We start from the raw sequence: 26,093 nt of genomic DNA on the forward strand, positions 1-26,093 counted from the left end.
CCCGCCCGGGGGCATCCGTCGCAAGCTCAGGCTACTGCGTTCCCGCAGTCGCTTCGCCCAACAGTTTCTGGATGGTCGCCTGGTCGGCGTCGACCGGCTTGACCATGTCGCCTTCCTTGACCAGTTCCTGGCCGGCAACGATGACGCGCGCATCGGCGGGAATGCCGCCAAGCACGAGACCCCTGGGCGAATCGTCGACCAGGTCGATCGGGAAGAACACCACCTTGTTGTCCTTGTCGACAGCGCGGATGCCCAGATCGCCCCTGTCACCCAGCGTCACCACCGAGCGCGGCAGCATGACCGCGTCGGTCGGCTGCGCGCTGAGCGCGATCTCGGCCGTCATGCCGGCGGGCACCGAGCCATCGGCATTGGGGATGGCGATCTCCACACGGAAGGTGCGGGTTGCCGACGAGGCATCGCGGCTGATGTAGCGCACGGTACCTTCGACGGTCTTGCCGCTGACCAGCCGCACGGCGGCCTTGTCGTCGAGCTTGAGATAGCCGAGGTCGCGCTCGCTGATCTCACCGCGCGCGATGACCGGATCGAGCTTGAGGATGGTCGCCACCTCGCCGCCCTGCATGACCGAGCTGCCGAGTTCCACCGGCACCCGGTCGATGACACCGTCGAAGGGCGCCTTGACCTCGTTGCGGTCGAGTTCGGCCTGCGCGGTATCCAACTGGGATTGCGCCTGGGTCAGGTTCGAGCGTGCGGTATCGAGCTGCAGCTTCGGCAAATTGCCCGTTTTGGCCAGCCGCTCGGCCGCGCCGAGTTCCGCCTTGCGCTGTGTCACCAGCTGCCTGGCATTGTCGACCATCGAAATCTTTTCTTCCGCGGCCAGCATCAGCACCAGGTCACCGGTCTTGACGTGATCGCCCTGCTTCACCGGCAGCTTTTCGATGACGCCGGCAACGCGGGTCGCCAGCACCGCACGCTTGTCGGCCTCGGTCAGCCCCGAAATGCGGATGGCGCGCGCATAGGTCTTGCGCGGTGGCGTCACCACCGCGACCGTGCGCGGTGCGGCTTTCGGCTCTGCGTCAGCCTTGGGCTTGGCGGCATCCGGCGCCTTTGCCGGGTCTCCCGCCTTCTGGCCGTCGGCGGCGGCGCTGCCGACCGAGGAGAACTCGCCAGTCGCCATCCAGGCTGCGAAACCGATGAGCACAACAATGGCTGCAAGCTTGTGAAACCTGATTTTAGGCATCGTCATTTTTCCACTGCGGGTTCGGCCAGCACCGCGCCTTCATGACGCGGGCGCGTCGCCGATATGGGTGCGCGCCTGACCGTGTTCAAATTGCCGTGATAGGCGAGCGCGCTTCTACATCAAAGTTGCATCGCAATATAGTCCGAAAGTTGCAGCAGCATTGCGTAGCCGGACAAGGTGTGGCCGCCATGAAACGGTGTTCAAGACTTGCCAGGCTGGTTCGACGAAGACTGCAGCCGGCTCGCGACGCGCCCGAACCTTGCCGCCGCCGATCGGTTCGCGGCCGCCTGAATGCCGCCGGCAATCCCAGGAATTCAGTCGCATTCCCTGCCGTGTCTCCGACCACAGGCAGGTCGCCAACAATCGATCGAGGCCGGCCGGCCCTGCGAAAGATGATGGCCGGCGATGCTTGTTTGCTTGATCAACATGCTGGAATTGCTTGCGAAATGAGCGGCGGGCCGGCCTGCCGGCATTGCCGGGCCCCGGTCCGCCGGAGACACGCCCGATGTTGAAAATGTCAGATGCGCCGAGTGTCGGGCTTCATCGGACCGAGGTGGCGTGGTGTTCGCAACGTGGCGCGCGCCGAGATGCCGACGCCGGAACGGCGTCCGCGCGGCGCACCGTTGGCAATTGCGTATCGCGCGCTGCGTCCGCCGCTTCGACCGCTTCGGGGGATCCTATCATCGCCATGGTGGCAGCAGGCGTCAGCATGATGATGGCGAGGCGCACACGCCTGGGTTGTCGACCCGCCGCACCGTGCCGCGCTCATTCCGATTTCCGGAAGACCTCGCTGATCGTCTTGATCGACCCGGCATCTTTCACGCGATAGCCCGGCAATTGCGATATGGCGGCATGGAACTCCTCGCCGCGCATGATCGACAGCACACGCCGCACAGCCTCCACTTCGAGGATCTGCTTCTTGCAGACGAAGAAATAGTCCTCGGTCAGTATTCGCACGAAATCGAGCCCAAACTGCCTGGCGGCTGCCTCCACGCCGAAGGCCACGTCGGCGAGGTCGCTGGCGACATAGGCGGCGACCGCGGCATGGGTGAATTCGGAATGCTCGTAGCCGTTGATGCGCGTGCCATCGAGCCCGTGCTGCGCCAGCAGCTGTTCGAACAAGAGCCTGGTGCCTGAATCGGGATCGCGGTTGACGAAGCGGATCGACGGATCGAGCAGCCGTTCCAGCGAGGTGATGCCGAGCGGATTGCCGCGCCTGACCATGAGACCCATTTCGCGCGTGACGAAGGAGATGACGCGGTGGACGCTCGGCGTCAGCCAGCCCTTGCTGGCGGCGATCGCCCGCTTGCGCAGTTCGCCCTGCGGCAGATGCAGGCCGGCGAGATCGCAACCATCATGAGCAAGCGAGGCCAGCGAGTTCTGGTTGCTGACATAGCGGAAATCGACGCCGATATCGGGCTCGCGGCTGAGAATCTCGCGCAGCTTCGGCACGGCAAAACCGTGGCTGGCGTGAACCCGCAACACCAGCGGGCCATGCGGCAGCATCTGGTTGATCTCGGTTTCCAGCTCCTGCGACAGGTTCTGCAGCAAGGGACGAAGCCGGGCCTCCAGGCGCTGCCCGGCCCAGACCAGCTTGTCGCCGAACGGCGTCAGGCTGGTGCCGCTGCCCTGCTTGCGCACCACCAGCGGCATGTTGAAGAAATCGGACCATTTCTCGATCAGGTTCCAGGCATGCCGATAGGAAATCTCAGCCTTGTCGGCGGCCGAGGTGATCTTTCCCGTCGCACGTATCTCGGCCAGGAAATCCAGCATGATCTGCAACGATTGCTGATCTTCGCGCCGTCGGAAGCGCCATACCGGGTCGATCTCGATCTTGATCATCGGCCTTCTCCTCCCGGAAGCGGATGTGCAGTAGAGATATATGAACTCAACATCATATCTTTGACCAGCACGAGATAGGAGCCGCCCTTCATATCTTTGCCTGGGATGATAGGCAACAAATATCATATTCCCAGGGATTTGCCGTGGATGTAGGTTTCGCTGCGACAAGGCAGGTCGTGGCTTCGCTCGCCACATATGCAATCAAGTTCATATATTGGGAGAAAAGCCGCATGCTCACCCGCGCCTCCGACCAGACACACAATCTGTTGATCGATGGGCGCCGCGTCGCGGCGCTGTCCGGTCGCACTTTCGAAACGGTGAACCCCGCCACCGGCGAGGTGATCGCCAAGATCGCCGAGGCTGGCGTGGACGATGTCGACGCCGCCGTGCGCTCAGCCCGCGCGGCGTTCGAAGGCCCATGGAAGCGTCTGCGCGCCGCCGAGCGCGGGCAGTTGATGCTGAAGCTCGCCGACCTCATCCGCCGAGACGAGGAAGAGCTGGTCAATCTGGAGAGCCTCGATTCCGGCAAGCCGGTCTCGGCCATTCGCCGCCAGGATCTGCCAGCCGTCCTCGATACGCTGACCTACTATGCCGGCATGGCCGACAAGATAAACGGTCAGGTCATTCCGGCGCGTACCGATGCGCTCACCTACACCGTGCGCGAGCCGCTCGGCGTCGTCGCCGCGATCATCCCGTGGAACTTTCCGCTGATGATCGGCATGTGGAAGATCGCGCCGGCGCTGGCCTGCGGCTGCACGGTCGTGCTGAAGCCCGCCGAGATCACGCCGCTGACCGCACTCAAGATCGGGGAACTGGCGCTCGAAGCCGGCTTCCCCGCCGGTGTCCTCAATGTCGTGCCTGGCTTCGGCAAGGTCGCCGGCCAGGCGCTGGTCGATCATCCCGATGTCGATAAGATCACCTTCACCGGCTCGCCGGTCGTCGGACGCCAGATCCTGCAGGGCGCCTCCGGCAATCTGAAGCGCGTGACGCTGGAACTCGGCGGCAAGTCCGCCAACATCATCTTCCCGGATGCCGACCTCGATGCCGCGGTCAAGGCAGCGGGCTCCGGCATCTTCTTCAACACCGGCCAGGTCTGTTCGGCAGGCTCGCGCATCCTGGCACATGAGTCGATCTATGACGAAGTCGTCCAGAGGCTCGCGGCCCGCGCCGAATCCACCCGCATCGGTAACCCGCTGGAAGCCTCGACGGCGATGGGCCCGCTGGTCTCCGAGGTGCAGATGAAGCGCGTACTCGACTATATCGAGGTCGGCCGCAATGAAGGCGCAACCGTGGTCACCGGCGGCAGCCGCCATGGCGATGTCGGCTATTTCGTCAAGCCGACGGTATTCGCCAATGTCGAGCACCAGATGCGCATCTCGCAGGAAGAGATTTTCGGACCTGTCGCCACGGTCATCAAATTCACCGACGAAGCCGATGCGCTCAGGCTTGCCAACGGCACCGTCTACAGCCTCGCCGCCGGCGTTTGGAGCTCCGACATCGGCCGTGTCCATCGCTTCGCCAGGGAGCTGAAGGCCGGCACGGTCTGGGTCAATACCTATGGCCCGACCGACATCCGCCTGCCCTGGGGCGGGTCGCGCGATTCCGGCTTCGGCCGCGAGCATGGCGACGCCGCGATCGAGAATTTCACCGAGCAGAAGGTCGTATGGATCCAGACCGGCAAGTGATCCTCCTGCCCGCCTGAAGCCTCACGTTACGAACCGACATCCACCTTCGCGACCACAGGGGAGCGAGGGCTCACCCGAACTTTGTCCAACGCACAAGGAAGACCATCATGCGCATTGCAATCATCGGACAGCAGGCCTTCGGCAAAAGCGTGCTTGAAGCCTTCCTGGCGCGCGGCGACGAGATCGCCGGCGTCTTCTGCGCCCCTGAAAAGCCCGGCTCCAGGCCCGACCCGCTGCGCCTCGCGGCCGAAGAGCACGGCCTGAAATTGTTCCAGCTGCCGAGCCTGAAGGGCGAAGCGGCCGAGACGGCGCTGCGCGAACTCGACGTGGAGTTGGCGGTCATGGCCTACGTCCTGCAGTTCGCCCCGCAGAGCTTCGTCAACATCCCCAAGCATGGCACCATCCAGTATCACCCCTCGCTGCTGCCGAAGTATCGTGGTCCGAGCTCGATCAACTGGCCGCTGATCAAGGGTGACGGCCAGACCGGCCTCACCATCTTCCGCCCGACCGACGGTCTCGACGAAGGCCCGGTGCTGCTGCAGGTCACCGTCGGCATCGGCCCGGAGGACACGCTCGGCAGCGTCTATTTCGACCGGCTGTTCCCGCTCGGCGTCCAGGCCATGCTCGACGCCGCCGATCTCGTCGTCGCCGGCAAGCACCAGGAAATCCCGCAGGACGAATCCCAGGCGAGCTATGAGGGCTGGTGCAAGGACGCCGAGGCGAGGATCAACTGGAACAGCCATATCGACACCATCCACAACCTCATTCGCGGCTGCGATCCGGCGCCTGGCGCCTGGACGACGGTGAACGGCGAGAAAGTCCGCCTGTTCGAAGTCAGGAAACATGTGGCCCGCAAGTTCGCCGACGTAGTCGGCAAGCCGGGCGAGATCAGTTGGGTTGGCGAGAAAAGCCTGCAGGTCACCGTCCAGGGCGGCAATCTCGAAATTTTCAAGGTCCGCACCGAAAGCGGGGCAAAGATGTCCGGCGCCGAATTCGCCCGGTCGAAAGGCCTGCTGGCCGGTTCGAAACTGGGGACCGACGCCCCGGCGGCAAAGCCGGCAGCACCGGCCAAGGCCGAACGGAACGTCGCCGACGCCTGATCGCAACCGAGTGACAGGAAAGACCGGCGGGCTCAGGCCCGCCGGCGCTCGGCCTGCGGGTTCTTGCGCACGGCGAGAAATTCCTTGACGCGGCGGCCGGGTGCGGGACCGCGCACCGGCTTGAAACCGTCATCGAGTTCGCCGGAAAGATCGAGCGTGGCGTGCTTGCCGACGGCATCGTAATTCTCCTCCAGCCAGTCGCTGGCCGCGGTGCGGCCAAGGTCGCGCAAATAGGTCAGGAAGGCCCATTCGGCATTGACCTTCGAGGAGGCCGACAGATCCTTGAACGCCTCATCGGCATCGATGCGATGCATGCGGATGTCGCGGTATTCTCCATGCGGCAGGCGGCCGGCGGCGATCAGTTCCTTGACGAAGGCGATCGAGCGGAATTCGCGCAGCAGCCCGGCATTGAACGTGATCTCGGCGATACGGTTCTGGATCTCGTTGGCGCTTCTCGGTGTCCCCTCGCGCACCACCGGATTGATCTGCACCAGAAGCACGTCCTCGGTGGCCGCCGTCTTGAAGAACGGATAGAGCGCCGGATTGCCGCCATAGCCGCCGTCCCAATAGGGCACGCCCTTGATCTCCACGGCGCGGAACAATTGCGGCAGGCATGCCGAGGCCATCACCGTGTCGAGATCGATCTCGCCGTCAGAAAAGACACGCAATTGACCCGTCTCGACATTGGTCGCCGAGATGAACAGTTCCATCGACTTGCAGGCGTGGACATTCCTGAAGTCGATCTCCTGCGCTACCACGTCACGCAGCGGGTTGAGGCCGAGCGGATTGGCGACGTAAGGCGAGAACACCCGAGACATGGTGTCGAAGAAGACATAGCCCGGCGTGTTCTCGATCGACCAGTTGCCCCAGGCGACATCCCATGGCATGCGCTGTACCGGGCTGAACCGGCCCTTCGCCGCCACGGCGCGCCAGAAATCGTCCAGCTTCTTGCGCGCGCCCTCGACCCCGCCGCGCACGAAACCATCGGCCAGGGCGACCGCGTTCATGGCGCCGGCGCTGGTGCCGGATACCGCCGCGATCTCCAGCCTGCCGTCTTCCAGCAGCCGGTCGAGCACACCCCAGGAGAAGGCGCCGTGCGAGCCGCCGCCCTGGAGCGCGATGTTGATCTTCTTCTTTTCCTCCGCCTTGCCGTTCTTCGTTATGGCGTTCCTGTTATCCTGATGCGCCGGCCTGCCCCAACGTTACGGGAAGGGAGCAATTGTCGCCGACTTATGTTGCAATGCAGCATATAAGGATGGACCAAGGCAAGAACACGAACACGGTCGCGTGATCACATGAAATTTCGGTCATGCGAAAAGCCCCTCCGCTGCATGCGGAGAGGCCGTACGGTTCGAAACAGACCTGAACCCTAGGCGACGAGTTCCGGCACCGGGCCGACATAGCGCGATTGCGGACGGATCAGCCGTCCTGTCGTCTGCTGCTCGCGCGCATGCGCGATCCAGCCGGCAACACGTCCGGCTGCAAACACGTTGCTGAAAGCCTGTGGCGGGAAACCCGCCGCTTCCAGCACCAGCGCCGTGTAGAACTCGACGTTGGTCTGCAGCGAACGCTGCGGCTTGGCGATCCGAAGCACTTCGAGCGCCGTCTGCTCGACCGTCTCGGCGAAGGCCAGCCTGCGGCCGGTTTCACCCTCGCCGCCCAGCTTGCGCACCACCGCTTTCAGCACATCGGCGCGCGGGTCGCGCACCCGATAGATGCGATGGCCGAAGCCCATGATGCGCCGGCCTTGCGCGATCTCGTTACGCAGCCAGCCGGCCGCGTCGCCATGCGCGGCGATGGCATCGAGCATCTCGATGACCGGGCCGGGCGCGCCGCCATGCAGCGGCCCCTTGAGTGCGCCAAGACCGGCAAGCACCGATGACGTCAGGCCGGCCTGCGTCGAGGCAACCACGCGCGTGGCGAAGGTCGAGGCGTTGAGGCCGTGGTCGCAGACCGTCACCAGATAGGTGTCGAGCGCCCTGGCCAGATCGGGCGACGGAACCGATCCCTCGAGCATTCGCAACATGTCGGCGGCATGGTCTGCCTTGCTGTCGGGTGCGACCGGCTGCTCGCCGCGCCCCACGCGCAAGAGCGCCGGCGTCAGCACGGCGGGCGCCGCGATCAGCCGCAAGGCATCCGTCAGCGTCTCGCCATCCGGCAGCAACGCCATGCCGGCGCGCATGGCACTGTAGACGTCAAGCGGCGCCAGCAAGGGCAGCGCAGACGCGAGCCGGTCGAACACCCCGACGCGTGCCTCACCCAGCATTGCCGCCAGTCCGACATCATCGGGCAGATCGTCGAAGAACCCGTCAAGCAGCAGGCGCACGACCTGAGCATAACTCCATCGCCCACCCAGTTCGCCAAGCGAATAGCCACGGATCGTCAGGCGGCCGCCCAGACCATCCACGTCGGACAGCACCGTTTCGGCTGCCACCACATCGTCGAGCCCATTCGCCATAGACATGTCTCCTTGAAGCTTTTCGGGATCGGAGATAAGGCTGGGGAACGTTTCCATCAATCTTGATCAATAGAATCAATATCAGAGCCGAAAATGTCGGAATGGTTGTCGCGGGACGAAGCGTTGGAGAGGCTTCGGGTGAGGCCGCAGACGCTTTATGCCTATGTCAGCCGGGGGCGCGTCGGCATGCGGCCGGACCGCGCCGATCCGCGCCGCAGCGAGTATCGCGCCGACGACATCGCCGCGCTGGCGACACGGCGCGCACGCGGGCGAAGCCCCTCGGCCATCGCCGAAAGCGCGATTGCCTGGGGTGAGCCATCGATCGCCACCGCGATTTCGACCGTCTGGCACGGCCAGCTCATCTATCGGGGCCAGGACGCCGTTGCGCTGTCGGACCATGCAACGCTGGAAGAGACCGCCGGGCTGCTTTGGGTCCTGCCTGAAGCGGTCCGTTTCCAGGCGCCAACGGAGTCATCGCCCCGGATCGGTCGTGCCTTCGCCTTTGAGCAACTCGCGCTGCTTGCCGGCCAGGCGCGGCCCTCGCTTGGACGCAGTGCCGCCTCGCTATGCGCCGACGCGGCGCATGCGATCGGCGTGCTGGCCGGCGCCCTCGGTGCCGAGGCGGGGCCGGATCCGGTGCATCGGCGACTGGCGCGAGGCTGGTCGGTGGGTGATGACGGCGCGGTCGCGATCCGGCGCGCCCTTGTGCTGCTCGCCGATCACGAACTCAACGCCTCGACCTTCGCAGCCCGCGTCGCGGCCTCGACCGGCGCGCCACCCGCCGCCTGCCTGCTGGCGGGTCTGGCGACACTGTCCGGCCCACGCCACGGCGGTGCCGGCGAAGCGGTGATGCAGCTTGCCGAAGACGCGGCGCGGCATGGAGCCGATGCCACGATCCGGCGCTGGCTCGGTCATGACCGGCCGCTGCCCGGGTTCGGCCATCCGCTTTATGCCGAGGGCGATCCCCGGGCGACCGCGCTTCTGGCGGCCATCGACAACAATGACGAGACATTGCGGTCGCTGGAAAAAGCGGCCATTGCCGCGACCGGCGCCCCGGCGAATATCGATTTCGCCCTGGCCGTGCTGACGCGCGGCCTTGGCCTGCCGCATGATGCGCCGTTCCACTTGTTCGCGCTGGCACGCAGTGTCGGTTGGGCCGCCCACATGGTCGAACAGATAGCGAGCGGCAGCATCATACGGCCGCGCGGCCGCTATGAGGGTTTGCTGCCCTGACAGCAGGCGCCAGCTGCGTCAGCCGGAATTGACGTTTGTCCCGAACCGCGCCCGGTAGGCGGCCGGCGTCGTGGCGAATTGCCGACGGAAGTGATGCCGCAACGTCGCGGCCGCGCCGAAGCCGGCGGTCTCGGCAATATGGTCGATCGGCATATCAGTGTCTTCCAGCAGCGTGCGCGCGCGCGAAAGCCGTTCGGAAAGCAGCCAGCGCGCCGGCGTGACCCCGGTGGCGGCGGCGAACCGGCGCAGGAATGTCCGCTCGCTCATCCCGGCCAGACCAGCCAGGATGGCGACGGGATAGTCGGCGCAAATGTCTGCACGCATTTTGTCGATCAGCGGTCCAAGCCGGCTGCGTTCATGAAGCTCGGGCACCGAACGCTCGACATACTGCGCCTGGCCGCCATCGCGGTGCGGCGGCACGACCAGGCGACGCGCCACCATGTTGGCCGCCTTGGTGCCGAAGTCGCGGCGCACCAGGTGCAGGCAGAGATCGATGCCTGCCGCACTGCCGGCCGATGTCAGGACATTGCCCTCGTCGATGTACAAGACATCCGCCACCACGGTGATATCAGGGTATCGCTCCATCAATTTTTCGCCGTAGCGCCAATGCGTGGTCGCCTTCTTGCCTTTGAGCAGGCCGGCTGCGGCAAGCACGAAGACGCCCGAGCAGATGGAAAGAACCCGTGCGCCTCGTGCGCTGGCCTTGCGAAGCGCTTCGATCAGCAGCGCCGGCACCGGACAATCCACGCCGCGCCATCCAGGTACGATCACCGTGCCGGCTTCACCGATCAGGTCCGGTCCACCGTCGGCAAGGACACGCACGCCGCCCATCGCGCGCATTTCACCGGCGTCGATACCGGCGACGGCAAAACGGTACCAGTCCGGGCCCATTTCAGGCCTGGGCAGGCCGAACACCTCGGCCGCCACGCCGAACTCGAACGTGCAGAGCCCGTCATAGGCGATTGCCACAACAAGCCGGTTGCTGGCGGGTGGATTGGCCGGGGATGGATTGGCGAGACGGTTTGGCATAATCTTGACGCTATATGGCAAAGCTGCCAACTGCAATTGCCCGGCTCGGTGCGTTACGTCTGCTCCATCAGCGATGGAGAAACCTGATGAGCCATGTGACAGACGTACCGGCGGCATCGCCGGAAATTGCCCGGGACCACTTCCTGCGCCGGCTTTCGGTCGAGACCGACTGCTCCGACGTCGCCGCGTCCCTGCGCGGCGGAGAGCCGGACTTCGTGCTCCTGCACGTGGTCGGGTCGCCGCAGGCCTATGAACGCCGCCACGTGCCGGGCGCGCGGCATCTGCCGCACCGCGACATCTCTGCCGAGCGGATGGGAGAATGGCCGGCCGGCACGCTGTTCGTGGTCTATTGCGCCGGCCCGCATTGCAATGGCGCGGACCGGGCGGCGTTCAAGCTGGCCGGCCTCGGCCTGCCGGTCAAGATCATGATCGGTGGCATTACCGGCTGGCAGGATGAGGATCTCCCTTTCGCTTCGGGCAAGGAGCCTGGCGTTCTGCGTCCATGATGGTCACTGTGGATCCAAGCATCCTCGACAGGAGAGGACAGAAAGACATGTCCAAGGCCGCGATGATCGTGCGTCCGTTCGCGCGGCAGGATGTCGGCGCGGTGCTCGCCTTGATGCAGGCCCTGGCGGTCTTCGAGGGCTATGACGACAAATTCCGCGTCACCGAGGCCGATGTCATCGAGCATGGGCTGGGGCCATCGCCCCGCTTCGGCGTGTTGGTGGCTGAGGTCGACAACGAGATAACAGGCATTGCCGTTCATTATCTCATCCCCTGGACCTACGACCTGAAGCCGGTCGTCGTCCTCAAGGAACTCTATGTGGCCGAGTCGGCTCGCGGCATGTCTGTCGGCCACGCCCTTGTGACACGGCTCCGCGATCATGCCGTCGGCATCGGCGCATCCGCCGTCAAATGGACGGTGCTGAGATCCAACATGCCGGCCAAGGCCTTCTATCGCTCGCTCGGCGCGCGGGCGGATGAAATCTGGGATCCCTGGCTGTTGACCATCGACGGATAGGGCGCGAACAGACTTCGCCGGCCCTCAGGCGCAGCGCTTGACGGTTCTCGTCATCGATCTGTCAGGCTGGCGACCTGCGTTCGGCGAAACGTCGGCCGCTCACGACATCGTGTCGAGCTTGCGCTGCATGGCCGCGATCTGATCCTTCAGCAATTGAAGATCGTCCGGCTTTTCCGGCGCTTCCTTTCTCGGCGGCTCCGCGGGAGCCGCGGCAGGCGCCGAGCCGGCCGGCGGAAAAGGCGTGAACAGCCGCATCGCGTTCTGGAACATTTCCATGTTGCGCCGTGTCTGTTCTTCCAGCGCCTTCATCGGCGTCGCCATCTTCATCACATCGAGCGGCGACTTGCCGATAGCTCCCTTCATCTGCTCGCGGAACCGCTCCTGCTCCTTGGAGAAGGCGATCATCGACTGTTCGAGGAAACTCGGCACGATCATCTGCATCTGATCGCCGTAGAAGGCGATCAGCTGGCGCAGGAACGGGATCGGCAGCATGTTCTGCCCGTCCTTGTTCTCCAGCTCGAAAATGATCTGCGTCAGCACCGGATGGGTGATGTCGTCACCGGTCTTGGCGTCCTGGACGGTGAATTCCTCGCCCTTCTTGACCATCTCGGCCAGATCCTCGAGCGTCACATAAGTGCTCGTCCCCGTATTGTAGAGGCGGCGGTTGGCGTATTTCTTGATAATGATCGGGTCGTCTTTTGCGGCCATCTGCATCCTCCCCGGACACCGGCACGCCTGAGTAAGCAGCCGGTAACGATTGCGCCCTTTTTGAGGATATGCGCAAAAGCCTCACAATTCCAAGCGGTTTGTGCAGTGCGGGATCATATAATGCTGCATAGCAGGCAAAATATGCTGCGCAGCAGCGGCCATGCCGCCGGCGCGGCGAGATGCAACCTGCTTGCGGCGCATGGGCGCCATGCCGATTTCCGGTTTGACTTGGGGTTGGGAAACGGCAAGAAAAGTCCTCAACGGCACAACAACACCTTGAAGTCTGGAGAACAAAATGTCCGATTCCATCGTCATTGCCAGCGCCGCGCGCACGGCCGTCGGCTCCTTCAACGGCGCCTTCGCCGCCACGCCTGCCCATGAACTCGGCGCCGTCGTCATCAGGGAGTTGCTATCGCGCGCCGGCGTCGAGCCGGGCGAGGTCGACGAAGTCATCCTCGGCCAGGTGCTGACCGCGGCCCAGGGCCAGAACCCGGCCCGCCAGGCCTCGATCCTTGCCGGCCTGCCCATCGAAACCACCGCCTGGGGCCTCAACCAGGTCTGCGGTTCGGGCCTGCGCGCCATCGCGCTCGGTATGCAGCAGATCGCCACGGGCGACGCCAAGGTGATCGTCGCCGGCGGTCAGGAATCGATGTCGCTGTCGCCGCACGCCGAGCACCTGCGCGCCGGCGTCAAGATGGGCGACTACAAGATGATCGACACCATGATCAAGGACGGGCTGTGGGACGCCTTCAACGGCTATCACATGGGCAACACCGCCGAGAACGTGGCGCGCCAGTTCCAGATCACCCGCGACGACCAGGACCAGTTCGCACTGGCCTCGCAGAACAAGGCCGAGGCCGCGCAGAAGGCCGGCAAGTTCAAGGACGAGATCGTCGCCTTCACCATCAAGGGCAGGAAGGGCGACACAACAGTCGATCAGGACGAATATATCCGCCATGGCGCCACGCTCGATGCCATGACCAAGCTGAAGCCGGCCTTCGACAAGGACGGCACGGTGACCGCCGCCAACGCCTCCGGCATCAATGACGGCGCGGCCGGCGCACTGCTGATGAGCGAGGCGGAAGCCGCAAGGCGCGGCATCACCCCGCTGGCGCGCATCGCCTCCTGGGCAACCGCCGGCGTCGATCCGGCAATCATGGGCACCGGCCCGATCCCGGCTTCGAAGCGCGCTCTGGAAAGGGCCGGCTGGTCGGTCGGCGACCTTGACCTCGTCGAAGCCAACGAAGCCTTTGCCGCGCAGGCCTGCGCCGTCAACAAGGGCATGGGCTGGGATCCTTCGATCGTCAACGTCAATGGCGGCGCCATTGCCATCGGTCATCCGATCGGCGCCTCGGGCGCGCGCGTCTTCAACACACTGGTCCATGAGATGCGCCGCCGCGGCGCCAAGAAGGGCCTCGCCACGCTCTGCATCGGCGGCGGCATGGGCGTCGCCATGTGCGTCGAAGCACTCTGAAAAAAGAAGTGAGTAGTGAATAGGGAGTAGCGAATAGGGAAGAATCGCTTCAGTGCGGCGGGACATCAAATCCCTACCCACTATTGGCTACTCCCGACTTGCTCTTCCGACCAAAGGGAGGACACATGACCAAGGTTGCAATCGTCACGGGCGGATCACGCGGCATTGGCGCGGCGATCTCGATCGCATTGAAGAATGCCGGCTATTCGGTTGCCGCGAACTACGCCGGCAATGACGAGGCGGCGGCGAAATTCAAGGCCGAGACCGGCATCCCGGTCTACAAATGGTCGGTCGCCGACTATGACGCATGCGCAGCCGGCATCAAACAGGTCGAGGCCGATCTCGGCCCGGTCTCGGTGCTGGTCAACAATGCCGGCATCACCCGCGACGCCATGTTTCACAAGCTGACGCGCGAGCAGTGGAAGGAGGTCATCGACACCAACCTTTCCGGCGTCTTCAACATGACGCATCCGCTGTGGGGCGGCATGCGCGACCGCAAGTTCGGCCGCGTCATCACCATCTCCTCGATCAACGGCCAGAAGGGCCAGGCCGGGCAGGTCAACTACTCCGCCGCCAAGGCCGGCGACATCGGCTTCTCCAAGGCGCTCGCCCAGGAAGGCGCGCGCGCGGGCATCACCGTCAACGTCATCTGCCCCGGCTACATCGCCACCGAGATGGTCAAGGCGATCGACGAGAAAGTGCTCAACGAACGCATCCTGCCGCAGATACCGGTCGGCCGCCTCGGCGAACCGGAAGAGATCGCGCGCTGCGTCGTCTTCCTCGCTTCCGAGGATGCCGGCTTCATCACCGGCTCGACCCTCACCGCCAATGGCGGCCAGTACTTCGCCTGAAGCTTTCAAGCTGCAGCCAATGGCTGCGGATGGATTTGTGCCTTGCGGGAAGCGGACCGGGAAACCGGTCCGCTTCCCGTTGAGGCCCGCGGTCTCGGAAAAACGCGCTGCGGCGCGATGCCCCAATCCGGCACGCAAAGGTTAACGGCGTTGGCGACGCCAGCGCAAAACCTGTGGCCAGGCCTGTGGATTGTCGGTGGATAAGCTGTTCACAACACAAGATATTGACGGAACAAACCAAGAAAATAGCGCTGGCGCCGATTTGTCGCCGATTCGTTCCGCCTTTGAGCGCAATATTAACATTAATGGCCAGAATTGCCTGGAATTCCTTAACGTCCGGTTCAGAAAGATTAACAATTTCATACTCTTGAAGGGCGCTCGTCGAGCCGCGGCCCTCGTTCGGCGGCAAACCTTAACGCCAAGCCCCGCCTAGCATAAAACGGGCCAGTTTTCGGATTCAGCATGTGGTGAGAGTCATCGTCATAGAATCCATATCTAGCCGTGAACAAAAGCTGAATCTCCCGGAGTCAGCGATTCGTCGCCGATTCGTTCCAGACTCGTTCCACCTGTTAAGCGCGGGCTGATTTGCGGGTAAGGCCGGCGTCTTCCGAAGCGGCGCCGGAACATTCCGCTTTCGCTTCGCACTCGAAATCCCTATGTGTCGGCTGTCACACGCGCCGTCCAGGCACGCTCCCGACCACGAGAGGCCAGAAAGCCTTACTTCCGAGCCGATGAACATTCAGCACAAACACACCGAGCCGCTGATCCTGTCGGGCCGCGACGTGACCGCCGTGCTTGGGCCGACCAACACCGGCAAGACCCATCTGGCCATCGAGCGCATGGTGGCGCACGAAACCGGCGTCATCGGCTTGCCGCTGAGGTTGCTGGCGCGGGAAGTCTACGGCCGGGTCTGCGAAAAGGTCGGCGCCCACAAGGTCGCGCTGATCACCGGCGAGGAGAAGATCCAGCCGCCGGGCGCGAAATATTCGGTCTGTACCGTCGAGGCCATGCCGCGCGAGACCGACGCCGCCTTCGTCGCCATCGACGAGGTCCAGCTTGCCGGCGATCTCGAGCGCGGCCATATTTTCACCGACCGTATCCTGCATCTGCGCGGCCGTCAGGAAACGCTGCTGCTCGGCGCCGCCACCATGCACGGCATTCTCCAGCGCCTGCTGAAGGGCGTCTCGGTGGTGACGCGGCCGAGGCTGTCGCACCTGGCCTATGCCGGGTCCAAGAAATTGACCCGCCTGCCCCGGCGCACGGCGATCGTCGCCTTTTCCGCCGACGAGGTCTACGCCATCGCCGAACTGATCCGCCGCCAGCAAGGTGGCGCGGCGGTTGTGCTCGGGGCGCTGTCGCCGCGCACCCGCAACGCCCAGGTGGCATTGTTCCAGTCGGGCGATGTCGACTATCTCGTCGCCACCGATGCCATCGGCATGGGCCTCAACCTCGATCTCGACCACGTCGCTTTCGCCCAGAACCGCAAGTTCGACGGCTACCAGTATCGCAATCTGACGGCGGCCGAGCTCGGTCAGATCGCCGGGCGCGCCGGCCGCCATCTGCGCGACGGCACGTTCGGCGTCACCGGCCAGGTCGATCCGCTGGACGAGGACCTGGTGCAGAAGATCGAGAGCCATGACTTCGAGCCGGTCAAGGTGCTGCAATGGCGCACCGCCCAATTCGACTTCGCCAGCCTGGACGCGCTGAAGCGCTCGATTGAAACCAACGCGCCGGTGGAGGGACTGACGCGCGCGCTGCCAGCGGTCGACGCGCAGGCGCTGGAATATCTGTCCCGCGACGCCGACATCCGCGCGCTTGCCACCGACACCAAACGGGTTGCCCTGCTGTGGGAGGCCTGCGCGCTCCCCGACTACAGGAAGATCGCACCGGCCCAGCATGCCGACCTCATCGCCTCGATCTACATGGACCTCGCCAAGCGCGGCCATGTCGACGAAAACTACATGGCCGAGCAGGTGCGCCGCGCCGATACCACCGAGGGCGACATCGACACGCTGTCGCACCGCATCGCCCAGATCCGCACCTGGACATTCGTGTCGAACCGGCCCGGCTGGCTGGCCGATCAGGCACACTGGCAGGAAAAGACGCGCGAAATCGAAGACAGATTGTCGGATGCGCTGCATGAGCGGTTGACGAAACGCTTCGTAGACCGCAGGACTTCCGTCCTCATGCGGCGCCTTAGAGAAAATACAATGCCTGAAGCCGAAATTAGCCCTACCGGAACCGTCCTTGTCGAAGGCCATCATGTCGGCGAGTTGCAGGGGTTCCGCTTCACTGCCGACCAGACTGCCGGCGGCGAAGACGCCAAGGCCGTGCGCACGGCCGCGCAGAAGGCGCTGGCCGCCGAATTCGAGGCGCGTGCCGAACGCTTCGGCTCTTGCGCCAATGGCGACCTGGCGCTTGGCTCCGACGGCACGTTGCGCTGGATCGGTGCGCCGATCGGCACGCTGGTTTCAGGCGAGGACACGCTGAAGCCGCGGCTGGTGCTGTTGGCCGACGAACAGCTGACCGGCCCGGCGCGCGACAAGGTCGCCGCGCGCGCCGAACGCTTCGTCAATTTCCAGATAGAATCCCTGCTGAAGCCGCTGGTCGACTTGAAGAACGCCGAGCAGATTTCCGGCATAGGCCGTGGCATCGCCTTCCAGCTGGTCGAGAATTTCGGTCTCATCAACCGCCGCGACATTGCCGAGGAGATGAAGTCGCTCGACCAGGAAGGCCGCGCGGCACTGCGCCGGCTCGGCGTGCGCTTCGGCGCCTATCATGTCTTCGTGCCGGCGCTGATCAAGCCCGCGCCGGCCGGACTGGTGACCTTGCTGTGGGTGCTGAAGAACGATGGCAAGGACAAGCCCGGCTTCGGCGACGTCGTCCATGCACTGGCGTCGGGCCGCACCTCGGTTGTCATCGATCCGGCCTTCGACAAGGCCTTCTACAAGCTTGCCGGCTACCGCAATCTCGGCCGTCGCGCCGTGCGCATCGACATTCTGGAGCGTCTGGCCGACCTGATCCGGCCGGCGACCAACTGGAAGCCCGGCCTCGGCCAGCGTCCGGACGGCGCCTATGACGGCCAGGCCTTCATGGTGACGCCGCCGATGATGTCGATCCTCGGCGCGACCGCCGACGACATGGAAGAGATCCTCAAGGGCCTCGGCTATCGCGCCGAGCCGAAGCCGGCGGCGGAAGTCAAGGCACGCCTCGAAGCGCAAGACAGTGCCGCGCGGGAAGCCGCCGTGGCCAAGCTCGCGGCCGAAGAAGCCGCGCGCGCCGAACAAGCCGAGGCAGCACAAGAGGCGGCAGTGTCAGCCGTCGACGGGTCGCAGCCCTCGCCGGATGCGGCAACCGCCCAGGAGACCCAGCCGGAGGGTCACGCTGAAATCGTTGCCGACAACACCCCGGCTGAAGCCGTTGCGCAAGAGCACTCGGATGCGACGGCTGCGGATGAAGAGACGCCTGCAGCCGAAGCTGCTGTCGAGGCCGCCGAGCCGGCGCCGGTTGAACCCCGGGCCGCGCTTGAAGCCGCGCCAGGGGACGAAGCAGCATCGGAACCGGCCGCTGAAGCTTCCACATCGGCGGAAGTGGCGGAAGCTGCTGCTGAGCCGGCCGTCGAAGCCGAGGCGCCAAAGCCCATCCTGCTGTGGCGGCAAGGGCGTTTCGACCAGCGCCCGCGTCACCACGAAGGCCGCAACAATCGCCAGCGCAACGGCCAGCCACGCGGCCGTGGCAATGCGCCGGGCGATGTCGCCGGTGCACCCGCCGCACCAGGAGAGCGTCCCGCGCATGAAGGCCGGCGTGACGGTGCCGGCAAGCCGCGCTTCGACCGCTCGAAGTTCAAGCCCAAGCCGGGCACCGAAGGCGAACAGCGCCGCGACGGCCGCCCGCAGGGCGATCGTCCCGACCGCCGCGAGGGCCGGCCGGACTGGAAGGGTGGCAGGCCGGAAGGCAAGGGCGGACCGCAAGGCGGTAAGCCTGCGTTCCAGCCCAAGCCGCGCGAGGAGCGCCCGGTACGCTTCGATCCAGACTCGCCCTTCGCCAAACTCGCCGCCTTGCGCGACCAGTTGAAGAAGTAGACCCGGCGCCAGACCATGGTTGTCGAAGGCCGCCAGCGCATCGACAAATGGCTGTTCTTCTCGCGCGCGGTGAAATCGCACTCGCTGGCCGCCAAGCTGGTGGTCGCCGGACGCGTGCGCATCAATCGCGACAAAGCAGCGCAGGCTTCCGATCTGGTCAAGCCGGGCGATGTGCTCACCATCACGCTGGATCGGCGCATCTTCGTCTGGAAGGTGCTGGGCACCGGTGCGCGGCGCGGTCCGGCCGAAGAAGCCCGCACGCTTTACGAAGACATGTCGCCGCCGCCCGCACCGAAGGGCGACGCGCCACCCGATGCCATTCCGGCGCTGCGCGAGGCAGGAAGCGGCCGCCCGACCAAAAAAGAACGCCGCCAGACCGACCGGTTGCTCGACGACGATTGAGCCCTGTCAACCCGGCGCTGGGGTGCGCTCGGCCAGGACAACGCCAACCGAAAGCCAAACCGGCACCGGCAAACGAGCCCGCCGGCGCGGCATGTCAGGCTCTTGCGGCGCCGCCCTTCTGGATTTCCATTCCCAAACCCCCGCCCGACTGGGAATAGCGACCCTTGCAAGCCGCCGCTAAAGGCGTTACCTCACGGAAAAAGCCAACAAAAACGGGACGTCCCGGAGCCGACCGATGACCTATGTCGTGACCGACAACTGCATCAAATGCAAATATATGGACTGCATCGAAGTCTGTCCGGTCGACTGTTTCTACGAAGGCGAGAACATGCTCGTCATCCATCCCGACGAGTGCATCGACTGCGGCGTCTGCGAACCGGAATGCCCGGCCGACGCAATCAAGCCCGACACCGAGTCCGGCCTCGACAAATGGCTGCAGATCAACACCGAATATGCCGAGAAATGGCCCAACATCACCGCCAAGAAGGAGCCGCCGGCTGACGCCAAGACCTTCGACGGCGAGACCGGAAAGTTCGAGAAGTATTTCTCCGCCGAACCCGGCGAAGGCGACTGACAGCGCTACCGTTTCGACCGGTATGACGCTGCGTAAGAGGCATGGTGCATTAACCGCCTTGACAGGCGGGGCAGAGCTGTGGCCTTCGCTTATGCAGCAAAACCTTGATTCTTCCGACTTTTTGTGTTACACCAACGAAACATGCCGGTGACACAACGTCGATTTATGGCGCAGACGCCCCAAATCACTGAAAGGTGAAAATCCCACTCCGGACCAGAGCAATCTGGGCCAGGCGGTCGCAATTCGTGCGGTTTGCCGGTCCCGGCTTTTCCGGTGGGTTCATCTGTTGTGCGGCTAATGATCGGTGACCCCGATCACGTGAGTTCAGCCGGCACCGCCGCCGGCCCACAACAAGGAGTTCAGGGCGTAATGGCAACGATCACCCCGCAGAAGAAGTCCACGGCCGCGCGTCACGGTTTCAAGACCGGCGAGTACATCGTCTATCCGGCGCATGGCGTCGGCCAGATCGTTTCGATCGACGAGCAGGAAGTGGCTGGCCACAAGCTGGAACTGTTCGTCATCGACTTCCAGAAGGACAAGATGCGCCTGAAGGTGCCGGTCGCCAAGGCGACCTCGATCGGCATGCGCAAGCTGTCGGAAGAGGATTATGTCGAGCGCGCGCTGAAGGTCGTGCAGGGCCGCGCCCGCGTCAAGCGCACCATGTGGTCGCGCCGCGCCCAGGAATATGATGCCAAGATCAATTCGGGCGACCTGATCTCGATTTCGGAAGTCGTGCGCGACCTCTATCGTGCCGACAACCAGCCGGAGCAGTCCTATTCCGAGCGTCAGCTCTATGAGGCGGCTCTCGACCGCATGGCCCGCGAGATCGCGGCCGTCAACCGCATGTCGGAAACCGAAGCCGTGCGCCTGATCGAGGTCAATCTCAACAAGGGCCCCAAGCGCGGCGCCAAGGCCGACAATGAGGAAGCCGAGCAGGAAGAAGCTGCCTGAATCCCTTTGTCCTAGAGTTCACGAAAAACCCGGCCTCGCGCCGGGTTTTTTGTTTTGGACGACCAGAGAGGCTTTCGCTCTACGAGTACCCCACCCTAACCCCTCCTCACAAGTGGGACTACGCTGTGCATATCTGTGATTGGCGTGACTGATCGGCCCGGGGCTTGATTGCCACGTGGTTCCCCCAATCCGTCGCTGCTTCGCAGCGCCACCTTCCCCCTCCGGAGGGAAAGGAAGGGAGCCCCTTTGGAAAAGCGTTGGCGGCAACAGGCTCGCGCCTTTCCTCTACCCGTCGATCGGGGGGTCCGAAGGACGGGCGAGACCCGTGGCTCGCCCCGGCATGGCTCGGCGAAGCCGAGACGAAGTGGGGGTCGACCAGCGCGGCACAAGACAATGCATGCGCCAAGTGCGCCGCCGCCCCCACCCGGACCTTCGGTCCGGCTTCCCCACAAGGGGGAGGTAGAGGACTCAGCCTTCCTTCTGCGCCGCTTCCTGCTTCAGCGTCGCGATGAAGCGCTTCGTCCGTTCGCGCTCCGGATTGCCGAACAGCGTGGCGGATGGCCCCTGTTCGACGATCACGCCGGCTTCGAGGAACACGGCTTCCTGGGCGATTTTGGAGGCAAGCCGCAGATCATGGGTCGCCATCACCATGGTCGTTCCCTCGCTGGCGAGTTGACCCAGCACGTCGACCACCTCCTGCGCCAGTTCCGGGTCGAGCGCCGAAGTCGGCTCGTCGCACAAAAGCACCTTCGGCGATGGCGCCAGTGCCCGGGCAATCGCCACGCGCTGCTGCTGGCCGCCCGACAGCGTCGCCGGCCAGGCGTCGACCTTGTGTGCCATGCCGACCTTTTCCAACAGGGCGAGCGCCCGCTCGCGCGCCCGTGCCTCCGGCCATTTCAGCACCGTGACCAGGCCTTCCATGACATTCTCGATTGCCGTGCGGTGCGGAAACAGCTGGAAGTTCTGGAACACCATGCCGGTCTGCAGCCGCAGGCGCCTGATGTCGGCCGCCGGCACCTTCACCCCCGGACGGAACTCGAGCGTCTCGTCACCGATCCGCACTGTGCCCGAGGTCGGGATCTCGAGCAGGTTGATACAGCGCAGCAGCGTGCTCTTTCCTCCGCCCGAAGGCCCGACCAGCGCGGTGACGCTGCCTTCGGCGATGGTGACGCTCACCCCCTTCAGCACGAGGTTGTCGCCGAAACGCTTTTCAATGTTGGTGAGGCCGATCATGAGCGCGCCTCCAGGAAGCCGCCATAGCGGTTGAGCCGGTCCTCCAGCCGTGTCTGCAGGGCCGACAGCACCGAACTCAGCGCCAGATAGAGGATCGCCGCCTCGACATAGAGGATGAGCGGCTCATAGGTGGTGGCGACGATGCGCTGTGCCGCCTGGAACATCTCCGGCACGGTGATGGCCGCGGCCAGCGACGTATCCTTGACCAGCGAGATGAAGGTGTTGGAGAGCGGCGGCACGGCGACGCGCCCCGCCTGCGGCAGGATGGTGCGCCGCATCGCCTGGCTCCAGGTCATGCCGATCGAATAGGCGGCCTCCCACTGGCCCTTGGGCACCGAGCCGATCGCCGCGCGGATGATCTCCGATGTATAGGCGCCGATGTTGAGGGTGAAGCCGATCAACGCCGCGGTGAAGGCGTCGAGCAGGATGCCGACCGACGGCAGGCCGTAGAAGATCAGGAACAGTTGCACCAGGAGCGGCGTGCCGCGGAAGATCCAGACATAGAAGCGCACGAGCGCGACCACCGGCTTTGGCCCGAACAGCCGGCCCAGCGCCGCGCCCAGCCCGACGGTGAGGCCCAGCACGAAGGACAGCAGCGTCAGCGGCACGGTGAAGATCAAGGCGGCCCAGAGCAGCGAAGGCAGCGACTCCAGCATCAGTTGCAGCCAGTGCGGCACGAAGGATCCTCCGGAATGGACGAACGGCGTCATCGAAGCGCGAATGCGCCGGCCATATCACGACAAAAGCGGCGAGCCGTCAAAGACGGCCCGCCGCTGAGCAGGTTTCGGGGGCCGGCAGCCGGACCCCTGAGTGAATTACTTCGACACGTCCTGGCCGAAATAGGTGTCGGCGATCTTCTGGTAGGTGCCGTCGGTCTTGATGTCGGCCAGCGCCTTGTTGATGGCCGCGACCAGCTCCGGATCGCCCTTGCGCACGATGACGCCGGAGTAATCGGCGTTCTCTTCCTGGGCGGCGATCTTCACATTGGCGTCGGGCTTGTGCTTCTTGAAGTCGAGGAAGGACAGGCTGTCATTGATGGTGGCGTCGGCGCGGCCGGTCAGGAGCAACTGGATCGACTGGTCGAAGCCGTCGGTGCCGACCAGTTCGGCGCCGTTCGTTTCGGCCAGCTTGCCGAAATTGGAGGTCAGCGACTGGGCCGACTTCTTGCCCTTGAGATCGGCGAAGCTCTTGATGTCGGTGTTGTCACCGCGCACGATCAGCACTGCCTTGGAAGCAATGTAGGGATCGGAGAAATCATACTTGGCCTTGCGGGCGTCAGTGATGCCGACCTCGTTGATGACAGCATCATAACGGCTGACGTCGAGGCCGGCGATCAAGCCGTCCCATTTGCCTTCGAGGAACTCGACCTTGACGCCAAGCTTGTCGGCGATCGCCTTGGCGATCTCGACGTCGAAGCCGACCAGCGCTCCGGAAGCATCATGATAGGTGAAAGGCGCGTAAGTGCCTTCCGTACCGACCTTGATGACGCCGGCCTGCTTGATCTGGTCGAGATTGGCGCCGGGATGACCCGAGGCAACGGCGAGCGCCTGCAGCGTTCCGGCGATAATGAGCGACTTGAGCCAATTCATTTTTCTGTGATCCCGTCCTTGGCCTGATGTCAGGCATGTTGTGAGGGCTGGAAAATGACAGATGCAGGTCGAAAAAATAAGGAATGAAATTTCAAAGAGAGCTGATTCAAGAAATCAAGTTCTCAAAAAGGAATTATCTTGCAGCGTTTGAGGTTCCGGGCAACCGCGTCGAAATCGCCCGCACGTCATCGCTCGCTCGCCCGCGCTAGCGGAACCTTTCCCGCGCGTGGCAGTTTTGGCTGCTGTAGGGCACGACGCCGCCATTTCAACCCGGTGCCTGCCAACTTGTCATTCGCATCGCCTGAGCCAGGGAGCGCCTTATGATGGAAGAAACGGCAGGACGGATCATGGTCCGCGCGGCGATGAAGGCGCCTTATCTCGAGCGCGACGAGGAACATCTGCTCGCCTTGCGCTGGAAACAGGACAACGACCAGAACGCGTTGCATTGCATTACCGTGGCGCATATGCGGCTGGTCATCTCCATGGCGTCCAAGTTTCGTCATTACGGCCTGCCGCTCGGCGATCTGATCCAGGAAGGACATGTCGGTCTCCTGGAGGCCGCCGCCCGCTTCGAGCCCGAGCGCGAGGTGCGGTTTTCCACCTACGCGACCTGGTGGATCCGCGCTTCGATGCAGGACTATATCCTGCGCAACTGGTCGATCGTGCGCGGCGGTACCAGTTCGGCGCAGAAAGCCCTGTTCTTCAATCTCCGGCGCCTGCGCGCCCGTTTGGCGAACGGCGCCGAGCCGCTCTCCAACGAGACGCTCTATCGCGAGGTGTCGGTTGCGCTTGGTGTGTCGGAAGCCGATGTGGCGATGATGGATTCGCGGCTGTCGGCTCCCGATTCTTCGCTCAACATGCCTCTTGCCGACGATTCCGGCGCCACCGAGCGGATGGACTTCCTGGTCTCGGATGATCCCCTGCCCGATGAAGTCGCCGGCGACACGATTGATGTCGAACGCCGCTCGGTATGGCTGAAGGCAGCGCTTTGCGCGCTCAACGCGCGCGAACTCCGGATCATCGAGGAGCGCCGGCTGAGCGACGAGGGCGCCACGCTCGAGGCGCTGGGCGAGACGCTCGGCATTTCTAAGGAACGCGTGCGCCAGATCGAGGCCCGCGCCATGGAAAAGCTGAAAGTGGCGCTGGTGAAGCAGAACCCGGAATTCCTGGCGACCGCCGCCTGAACCCGCCGTAGCGACCGCAGCCCGATCCGTCGTCCGGCGTCTATTTGTCGGTGACAATCTTGACCTTGTCGCCGGCCGAAACCGCCGCGCCTGGCGACAGCGCGTTGAGCACGCGGAAGAGGTCGAGCTTGCGGTCGACGCCCACCATCTGCGCGGCGAGCGAACCCATGGTCTGCCCTGGCTGCACGGTAAGCACGCGAATGTGCAGCGGCTTCAAGGCAGCTTTTTCAGCCGGGCTCAGGATGCGGAACGACCCGCTGACCGAACGCGCCACCGTCTCCAGCGAGGTGCTGGCGGAGGGGGCAGCGGTAAGCAGGCGATAGACCTGGCCGCCGGCGCGGATCACCGCGATGTCGAACTGCCAGCCTTCGGCACCGGCATGGGCGGTCGCCGCTTCGTTACCGTTGATCGTTTCCTGCTTGACGCTCGTGTCATCGAGGCCGGCGACCCAGCCGCTTCTGATGTAATCGGTCAAGGCGCGGTTCTTGTCGATCGAAACGCCATCGAAGCGGATCGCTATGTCGCCGGGCCCGGTCGCCGTCACCGCCGCCGCCGAATTGTCGATGATGAAACCGTCCGGCACCGTGAACGACACGCCGAGGCCTGGATGCAGGAAGGTCTCGCCACGCACATAGCCTTCTTCGGGCGTATCGCCGTAAAGCAGGCCGTCTATGCCGGCGAGGAACGAATCGCGGTCGCGCGTGCCGACGCCGGGGGCGCCGAAATTGCGGGCGTGGCGTTGCGCCAGATCGATGCGCTGCGGCGTGTTCGGGTGCGTGGCCAGGAAGTCGAGGCTGGCATCGGTGGCGCCCGATATCGAGCGGAAATCGGTATAGGCCGACATCGACTGCAGGAAACGGCCGGCGGCGTAAGGATCGTAACCGGCTTCGCCGATCGACTTGATGCCGATGGCATCCGCCTCCAGCTCCTGGTTTCGCGAGAATTGCGCCAGCCTGAGCTTGCCGCGGATCAGCGCCGCCTTGGCCGTCGGGCTGTCGCCGAGCACATCCGAAACCACCTTGGTCGCCAGGCCTTCCTCGGCCTCTAGCTGCTGGCGCTGCAGGCCGTGATTGGCGGTGACGTGGCCCATCTCGTGCGCGATGACGGCGGCGAGCTCGGACGAATCATTGGCCAGCGCCAGGAGGCCGCGCGTGATGTAGAGATAGCCGCCCGGCAACGCGAAGGCATTGACGTTGGGCGAATTCAGGATGGTGATGCGATAGGTTTGGGTCGGGTTGGCCGACACGACGGTCAAATTGCCGACGACCTTGGCAACCATGCGCTCGAGCTTGGGATCGGAATATTCACCGCCATAAGTGGCCAGGATACGTGGATGCTGCGCCTTGGCCATCTCGGCGAGCTTGCTGTTGGCAACGACATTGTCGACCGTGATCGGCTTGTCGGATGGCTGGAAGCCGGATTCCTGCACGTCTGGAGGCGTGAACATCTGGCAGCTGGCGAGCGCCACGGCAAAGCCGG

General features: G+C 64.3%; 23 protein-coding genes. 12 read left to right on the forward strand and 11 right to left on the reverse strand.

Annotation, left to right across the window (positions count from 1 at the left end; translation table 11 throughout):
* Positions 1-31 precede the first annotated feature (31 nt).
* Positions 32-1,198, reverse strand: a complete 1,167-nt coding sequence (locus FJ967_RS27725) for an efflux RND transporter periplasmic adaptor subunit (RefSeq protein ID WP_140735498.1) — start codon at positions 1,196-1,198, stop codon at positions 32-34.
* A 765-nt stretch (positions 1,199-1,963) separates the two neighbouring features.
* Positions 1,964-3,040, reverse strand: coding sequence for a substrate-binding domain-containing protein (locus FJ967_RS27730; protein ID WP_140735499.1), 1,077 nt, complete (start codon positions 3,038-3,040; stop codon positions 1,964-1,966).
* A gap of 230 nt (positions 3,041-3,270) precedes the next feature.
* On the opposite strand from FJ967_RS27730, the gene FJ967_RS27735 reads away from it, so the two are divergent.
* Together FJ967_RS27735 and FJ967_RS27740 are read left to right on the forward strand one after the other, a co-directional pair.
* Positions 3,271-4,725, forward strand: coding sequence for an aldehyde dehydrogenase family protein (locus FJ967_RS27735; RefSeq protein ID WP_140735500.1), 1,455 nt, complete (start codon positions 3,271-3,273; stop codon positions 4,723-4,725).
* A gap of 107 nt (positions 4,726-4,832) precedes the next feature.
* Positions 4,833-5,825, forward strand: a complete 993-nt coding sequence (locus tag FJ967_RS27740; protein WP_140735501.1) for a methionyl-tRNA formyltransferase — start codon at positions 4,833-4,835, stop codon at positions 5,823-5,825.
* 32 nt (positions 5,826-5,857) lie between these two features.
* Here FJ967_RS27740 and FJ967_RS27745 read toward each other — a convergent pair whose 3' ends face one another.
* Positions 5,858-6,988 carry a patatin-like phospholipase family protein gene (locus FJ967_RS27745; RefSeq protein WP_140735502.1) on the reverse strand — a complete coding sequence of 377 codons (1,131 nt, stop codon included), beginning with the start codon at positions 6,986-6,988 and terminating at the stop codon, positions 5,858-5,860.
* 206 nt (positions 6,989-7,194) lie between these two features.
* Positions 7,195-8,283 carry a citrate synthase/methylcitrate synthase gene (locus tag FJ967_RS27750; RefSeq protein ID WP_140735503.1) on the reverse strand — a complete coding sequence of 363 codons (1,089 nt, stop codon included), beginning with the start codon at positions 8,281-8,283 and terminating at the stop codon, positions 7,195-7,197.
* Between the two features lie 93 nt (positions 8,284-8,376).
* Here FJ967_RS27750 and FJ967_RS27755 point away from each other — a divergent pair, with 93 nt between their 5' ends.
* Positions 8,377-9,516, forward strand: a complete 1,140-nt coding sequence (locus tag FJ967_RS27755) for a citrate synthase (protein ID WP_140735504.1) — start codon at positions 8,377-8,379, stop codon at positions 9,514-9,516.
* Between the two features lie 18 nt (positions 9,517-9,534).
* Here the strand turns inward: FJ967_RS27755 and ftrA are convergent, their stop codons facing one another.
* A complete protein-coding gene (ftrA, locus tag FJ967_RS27760) occupies positions 9,535-10,545 on the reverse strand; it encodes a transcriptional regulator FtrA (RefSeq protein ID WP_140735505.1) in 1,011 nt (336 codons plus the stop codon).
* A gap of 86 nt (positions 10,546-10,631) precedes the next feature.
* Here ftrA and FJ967_RS27765 point away from each other — a divergent pair, with 86 nt between their 5' ends.
* Positions 10,632-11,051, forward strand: coding sequence for a rhodanese-like domain-containing protein (locus FJ967_RS27765; protein WP_140735506.1), 420 nt, complete (start codon positions 10,632-10,634; stop codon positions 11,049-11,051).
* A 47-nt stretch (positions 11,052-11,098) separates the two neighbouring features.
* The gene (locus FJ967_RS27770; protein WP_181176170.1) at positions 11,099-11,566 is read left to right on the forward strand and encodes a GNAT family N-acetyltransferase; all 468 of its coding nucleotides are present in this window, start codon (positions 11,099-11,101) and stop codon (positions 11,564-11,566) included.
* A gap of 99 nt (positions 11,567-11,665) precedes the next feature.
* On the opposite strand, the gene phaR is transcribed toward FJ967_RS27770, so the two are convergent.
* Both phaR and FJ967_RS27780 read right to left on the reverse strand, forming a co-directional pair.
* Positions 11,666-12,274 carry a polyhydroxyalkanoate synthesis repressor PhaR gene (gene phaR / locus FJ967_RS27775; RefSeq protein WP_140735508.1) on the reverse strand — a complete coding sequence of 203 codons (609 nt, stop codon included), beginning with the start codon at positions 12,272-12,274 and terminating at the stop codon, positions 11,666-11,668.
* 81 nt (positions 12,275-12,355) lie between these two features.
* The gene (locus tag FJ967_RS27780) at positions 12,356-12,583 is read right to left on the reverse strand and encodes a hypothetical protein (RefSeq protein WP_140735509.1); all 228 of its coding nucleotides are present in this window, start codon (positions 12,581-12,583) and stop codon (positions 12,356-12,358) included.
* On the opposite strand from FJ967_RS27780, the gene FJ967_RS27785 reads away from it, so the two are divergent.
* From FJ967_RS27785 to FJ967_RS27810, 6 genes are all read left to right on the forward strand, one after another.
* Positions 12,570-13,748 carry an acetyl-CoA C-acetyltransferase gene (locus FJ967_RS27785; RefSeq protein ID WP_140735510.1) on the forward strand — a complete coding sequence of 393 codons (1,179 nt, stop codon included), beginning with the start codon at positions 12,570-12,572 and terminating at the stop codon, positions 13,746-13,748. The genes FJ967_RS27780 and FJ967_RS27785 overlap by 14 nt on opposite strands.
* Positions 13,749-13,873: 125 nt before the next feature.
* Complete coding sequence (gene phbB, locus FJ967_RS27790; RefSeq protein WP_140735511.1) at positions 13,874-14,599, forward strand: acetoacetyl-CoA reductase; 726 nt, start codon at positions 13,874-13,876, stop codon at positions 14,597-14,599.
* 731 nt (positions 14,600-15,330) lie between these two features.
* Entirely contained in the window at positions 15,331-18,681 is a 3,351-nt protein-coding gene (locus tag FJ967_RS27795; RefSeq protein WP_140735512.1) for a helicase-related protein, read from the forward strand.
* A gap of 15 nt (positions 18,682-18,696) precedes the next feature.
* The gene (locus FJ967_RS27800) at positions 18,697-19,083 is read left to right on the forward strand and encodes an RNA-binding S4 domain-containing protein (RefSeq protein ID WP_140735513.1); all 387 of its coding nucleotides are present in this window, start codon (positions 18,697-18,699) and stop codon (positions 19,081-19,083) included.
* 235 nt (positions 19,084-19,318) lie between these two features.
* The gene (gene fdxA, locus FJ967_RS27805) at positions 19,319-19,657 is read left to right on the forward strand and encodes a ferredoxin FdxA (protein WP_140735514.1); all 339 of its coding nucleotides are present in this window, start codon (positions 19,319-19,321) and stop codon (positions 19,655-19,657) included.
* A gap of 369 nt (positions 19,658-20,026) precedes the next feature.
* The gene (locus FJ967_RS27810) at positions 20,027-20,608 is read left to right on the forward strand and encodes a CarD family transcriptional regulator (protein WP_006327799.1); all 582 of its coding nucleotides are present in this window, start codon (positions 20,027-20,029) and stop codon (positions 20,606-20,608) included.
* Between the two features lie 468 nt (positions 20,609-21,076).
* Here FJ967_RS27810 and FJ967_RS27815 read toward each other — a convergent pair whose 3' ends face one another.
* From FJ967_RS27815 to FJ967_RS27825, 3 genes are all read right to left on the reverse strand, one after another.
* The gene (locus FJ967_RS27815) at positions 21,077-21,841 is read right to left on the reverse strand and encodes an amino acid ABC transporter ATP-binding protein (protein WP_140735515.1); all 765 of its coding nucleotides are present in this window, start codon (positions 21,839-21,841) and stop codon (positions 21,077-21,079) included.
* Positions 21,838-22,518, reverse strand: a complete 681-nt coding sequence (locus FJ967_RS27820; RefSeq protein ID WP_140735603.1) for an amino acid ABC transporter permease — start codon at positions 22,516-22,518, stop codon at positions 21,838-21,840. Before FJ967_RS27820 ends, FJ967_RS27815 begins: the two co-directional genes overlap by 4 nt.
* 138 nt (positions 22,519-22,656) lie before the next feature.
* A complete protein-coding gene (locus FJ967_RS27825) occupies positions 22,657-23,430 on the reverse strand; it encodes an amino acid ABC transporter substrate-binding protein (RefSeq protein ID WP_140735516.1) in 774 nt (257 codons plus the stop codon).
* Positions 23,431-23,750: 320 nt separating this feature from the next.
* Here FJ967_RS27825 and FJ967_RS27830 point away from each other — a divergent pair, with 320 nt between their 5' ends.
* On the forward strand, positions 23,751-24,614 hold the full coding sequence (locus tag FJ967_RS27830) for an RNA polymerase factor sigma-32 (RefSeq protein ID WP_140735517.1): 864 nt from the start codon (positions 23,751-23,753) through the stop codon (positions 24,612-24,614).
* Positions 24,615-24,654: 40 nt separating this feature from the next.
* On the opposite strand, the gene FJ967_RS27835 is transcribed toward FJ967_RS27830, so the two are convergent.
* Entirely contained in the window at positions 24,655-26,061 is a 1,407-nt protein-coding gene (locus FJ967_RS27835; RefSeq protein WP_246675414.1) for a M48 family metalloprotease, read from the reverse strand.
* Positions 26,062-26,093: the final 32 nt, after the last annotated feature.

Origin of the sequence: Mesorhizobium sp. B2-3-4 (assembly GCF_006442315.1) — a bacterium.
Taxonomy (GTDB): domain Bacteria; phylum Pseudomonadota; class Alphaproteobacteria; order Rhizobiales; family Rhizobiaceae; genus Mesorhizobium.

Excerpts from the sequence above, each read along its gene's own strand:
- fdxA (WP_140735514.1), top strand. The coding sequence starts at position 19,319 with ATGACCTATGTCGTGACCGACAACTGCATCAAATGCAAATATATGGAC.
- FJ967_RS27835 (WP_246675414.1), bottom strand. The coding sequence starts at position 26,061 with ATGTTCACGCCTCCAGACGTGCAGGAATCCGGCTTCCAGCCATCCGAC.
- FJ967_RS27750 (WP_140735503.1), bottom strand. The coding sequence starts at position 8,283 with ATGGCGAATGGGCTCGACGATGTGGTGGCAGCCGAAACGGTGCTGTCC.
- ftrA (WP_140735505.1), bottom strand. The coding sequence starts at position 10,545 with ATGCCAAACCGTCTCGCCAATCCATCCCCGGCCAATCCACCCGCCAGC.
- FJ967_RS27785 (WP_140735510.1), top strand. The coding sequence starts at position 12,570 with ATGTCCGATTCCATCGTCATTGCCAGCGCCGCGCGCACGGCCGTCGGC.
- FJ967_RS27730 (WP_140735499.1), bottom strand. The coding sequence starts at position 3,040 with ATGATCAAGATCGAGATCGACCCGGTATGGCGCTTCCGACGGCGCGAA.
- FJ967_RS27810 (WP_006327799.1), top strand. The coding sequence starts at position 20,027 with ATGGCAACGATCACCCCGCAGAAGAAGTCCACGGCCGCGCGTCACGGT.
- FJ967_RS27735 (WP_140735500.1), top strand. The coding sequence starts at position 3,271 with ATGCTCACCCGCGCCTCCGACCAGACACACAATCTGTTGATCGATGGG.
- FJ967_RS27740 (WP_140735501.1), top strand. The coding sequence starts at position 4,833 with ATGCGCATTGCAATCATCGGACAGCAGGCCTTCGGCAAAAGCGTGCTT.
- FJ967_RS27770 (WP_181176170.1), top strand. The coding sequence starts at position 11,099 with ATGTCCAAGGCCGCGATGATCGTGCGTCCGTTCGCGCGGCAGGATGTC.
- phaR (WP_140735508.1), bottom strand. The coding sequence starts at position 12,274 with ATGGCCGCAAAAGACGACCCGATCATTATCAAGAAATACGCCAACCGC.
- FJ967_RS27780 (WP_140735509.1), bottom strand. The coding sequence starts at position 12,583 with ATGGAATCGGACATTTTGTTCTCCAGACTTCAAGGTGTTGTTGTGCCG.
- FJ967_RS27765 (WP_140735506.1), top strand. The coding sequence starts at position 10,632 with ATGAGCCATGTGACAGACGTACCGGCGGCATCGCCGGAAATTGCCCGG.
- FJ967_RS27825 (WP_140735516.1), bottom strand. The coding sequence starts at position 23,430 with ATGAATTGGCTCAAGTCGCTCATTATCGCCGGAACGCTGCAGGCGCTC.
- phbB (WP_140735511.1), top strand. The coding sequence starts at position 13,874 with ATGACCAAGGTTGCAATCGTCACGGGCGGATCACGCGGCATTGGCGCG.
- FJ967_RS27755 (WP_140735504.1), top strand. The coding sequence starts at position 8,377 with ATGTCGGAATGGTTGTCGCGGGACGAAGCGTTGGAGAGGCTTCGGGTG.
- FJ967_RS27795 (WP_140735512.1), top strand. The coding sequence starts at position 15,331 with ATGAACATTCAGCACAAACACACCGAGCCGCTGATCCTGTCGGGCCGC.
- FJ967_RS27800 (WP_140735513.1), top strand. The coding sequence starts at position 18,697 with ATGGTTGTCGAAGGCCGCCAGCGCATCGACAAATGGCTGTTCTTCTCG.
- FJ967_RS27725 (WP_140735498.1), bottom strand. The coding sequence starts at position 1,198 with ATGCCTAAAATCAGGTTTCACAAGCTTGCAGCCATTGTTGTGCTCATC.
- FJ967_RS27815 (WP_140735515.1), bottom strand. The coding sequence starts at position 21,841 with ATGATCGGCCTCACCAACATTGAAAAGCGTTTCGGCGACAACCTCGTG.
- FJ967_RS27830 (WP_140735517.1), top strand. The coding sequence starts at position 23,751 with ATGATGGAAGAAACGGCAGGACGGATCATGGTCCGCGCGGCGATGAAG.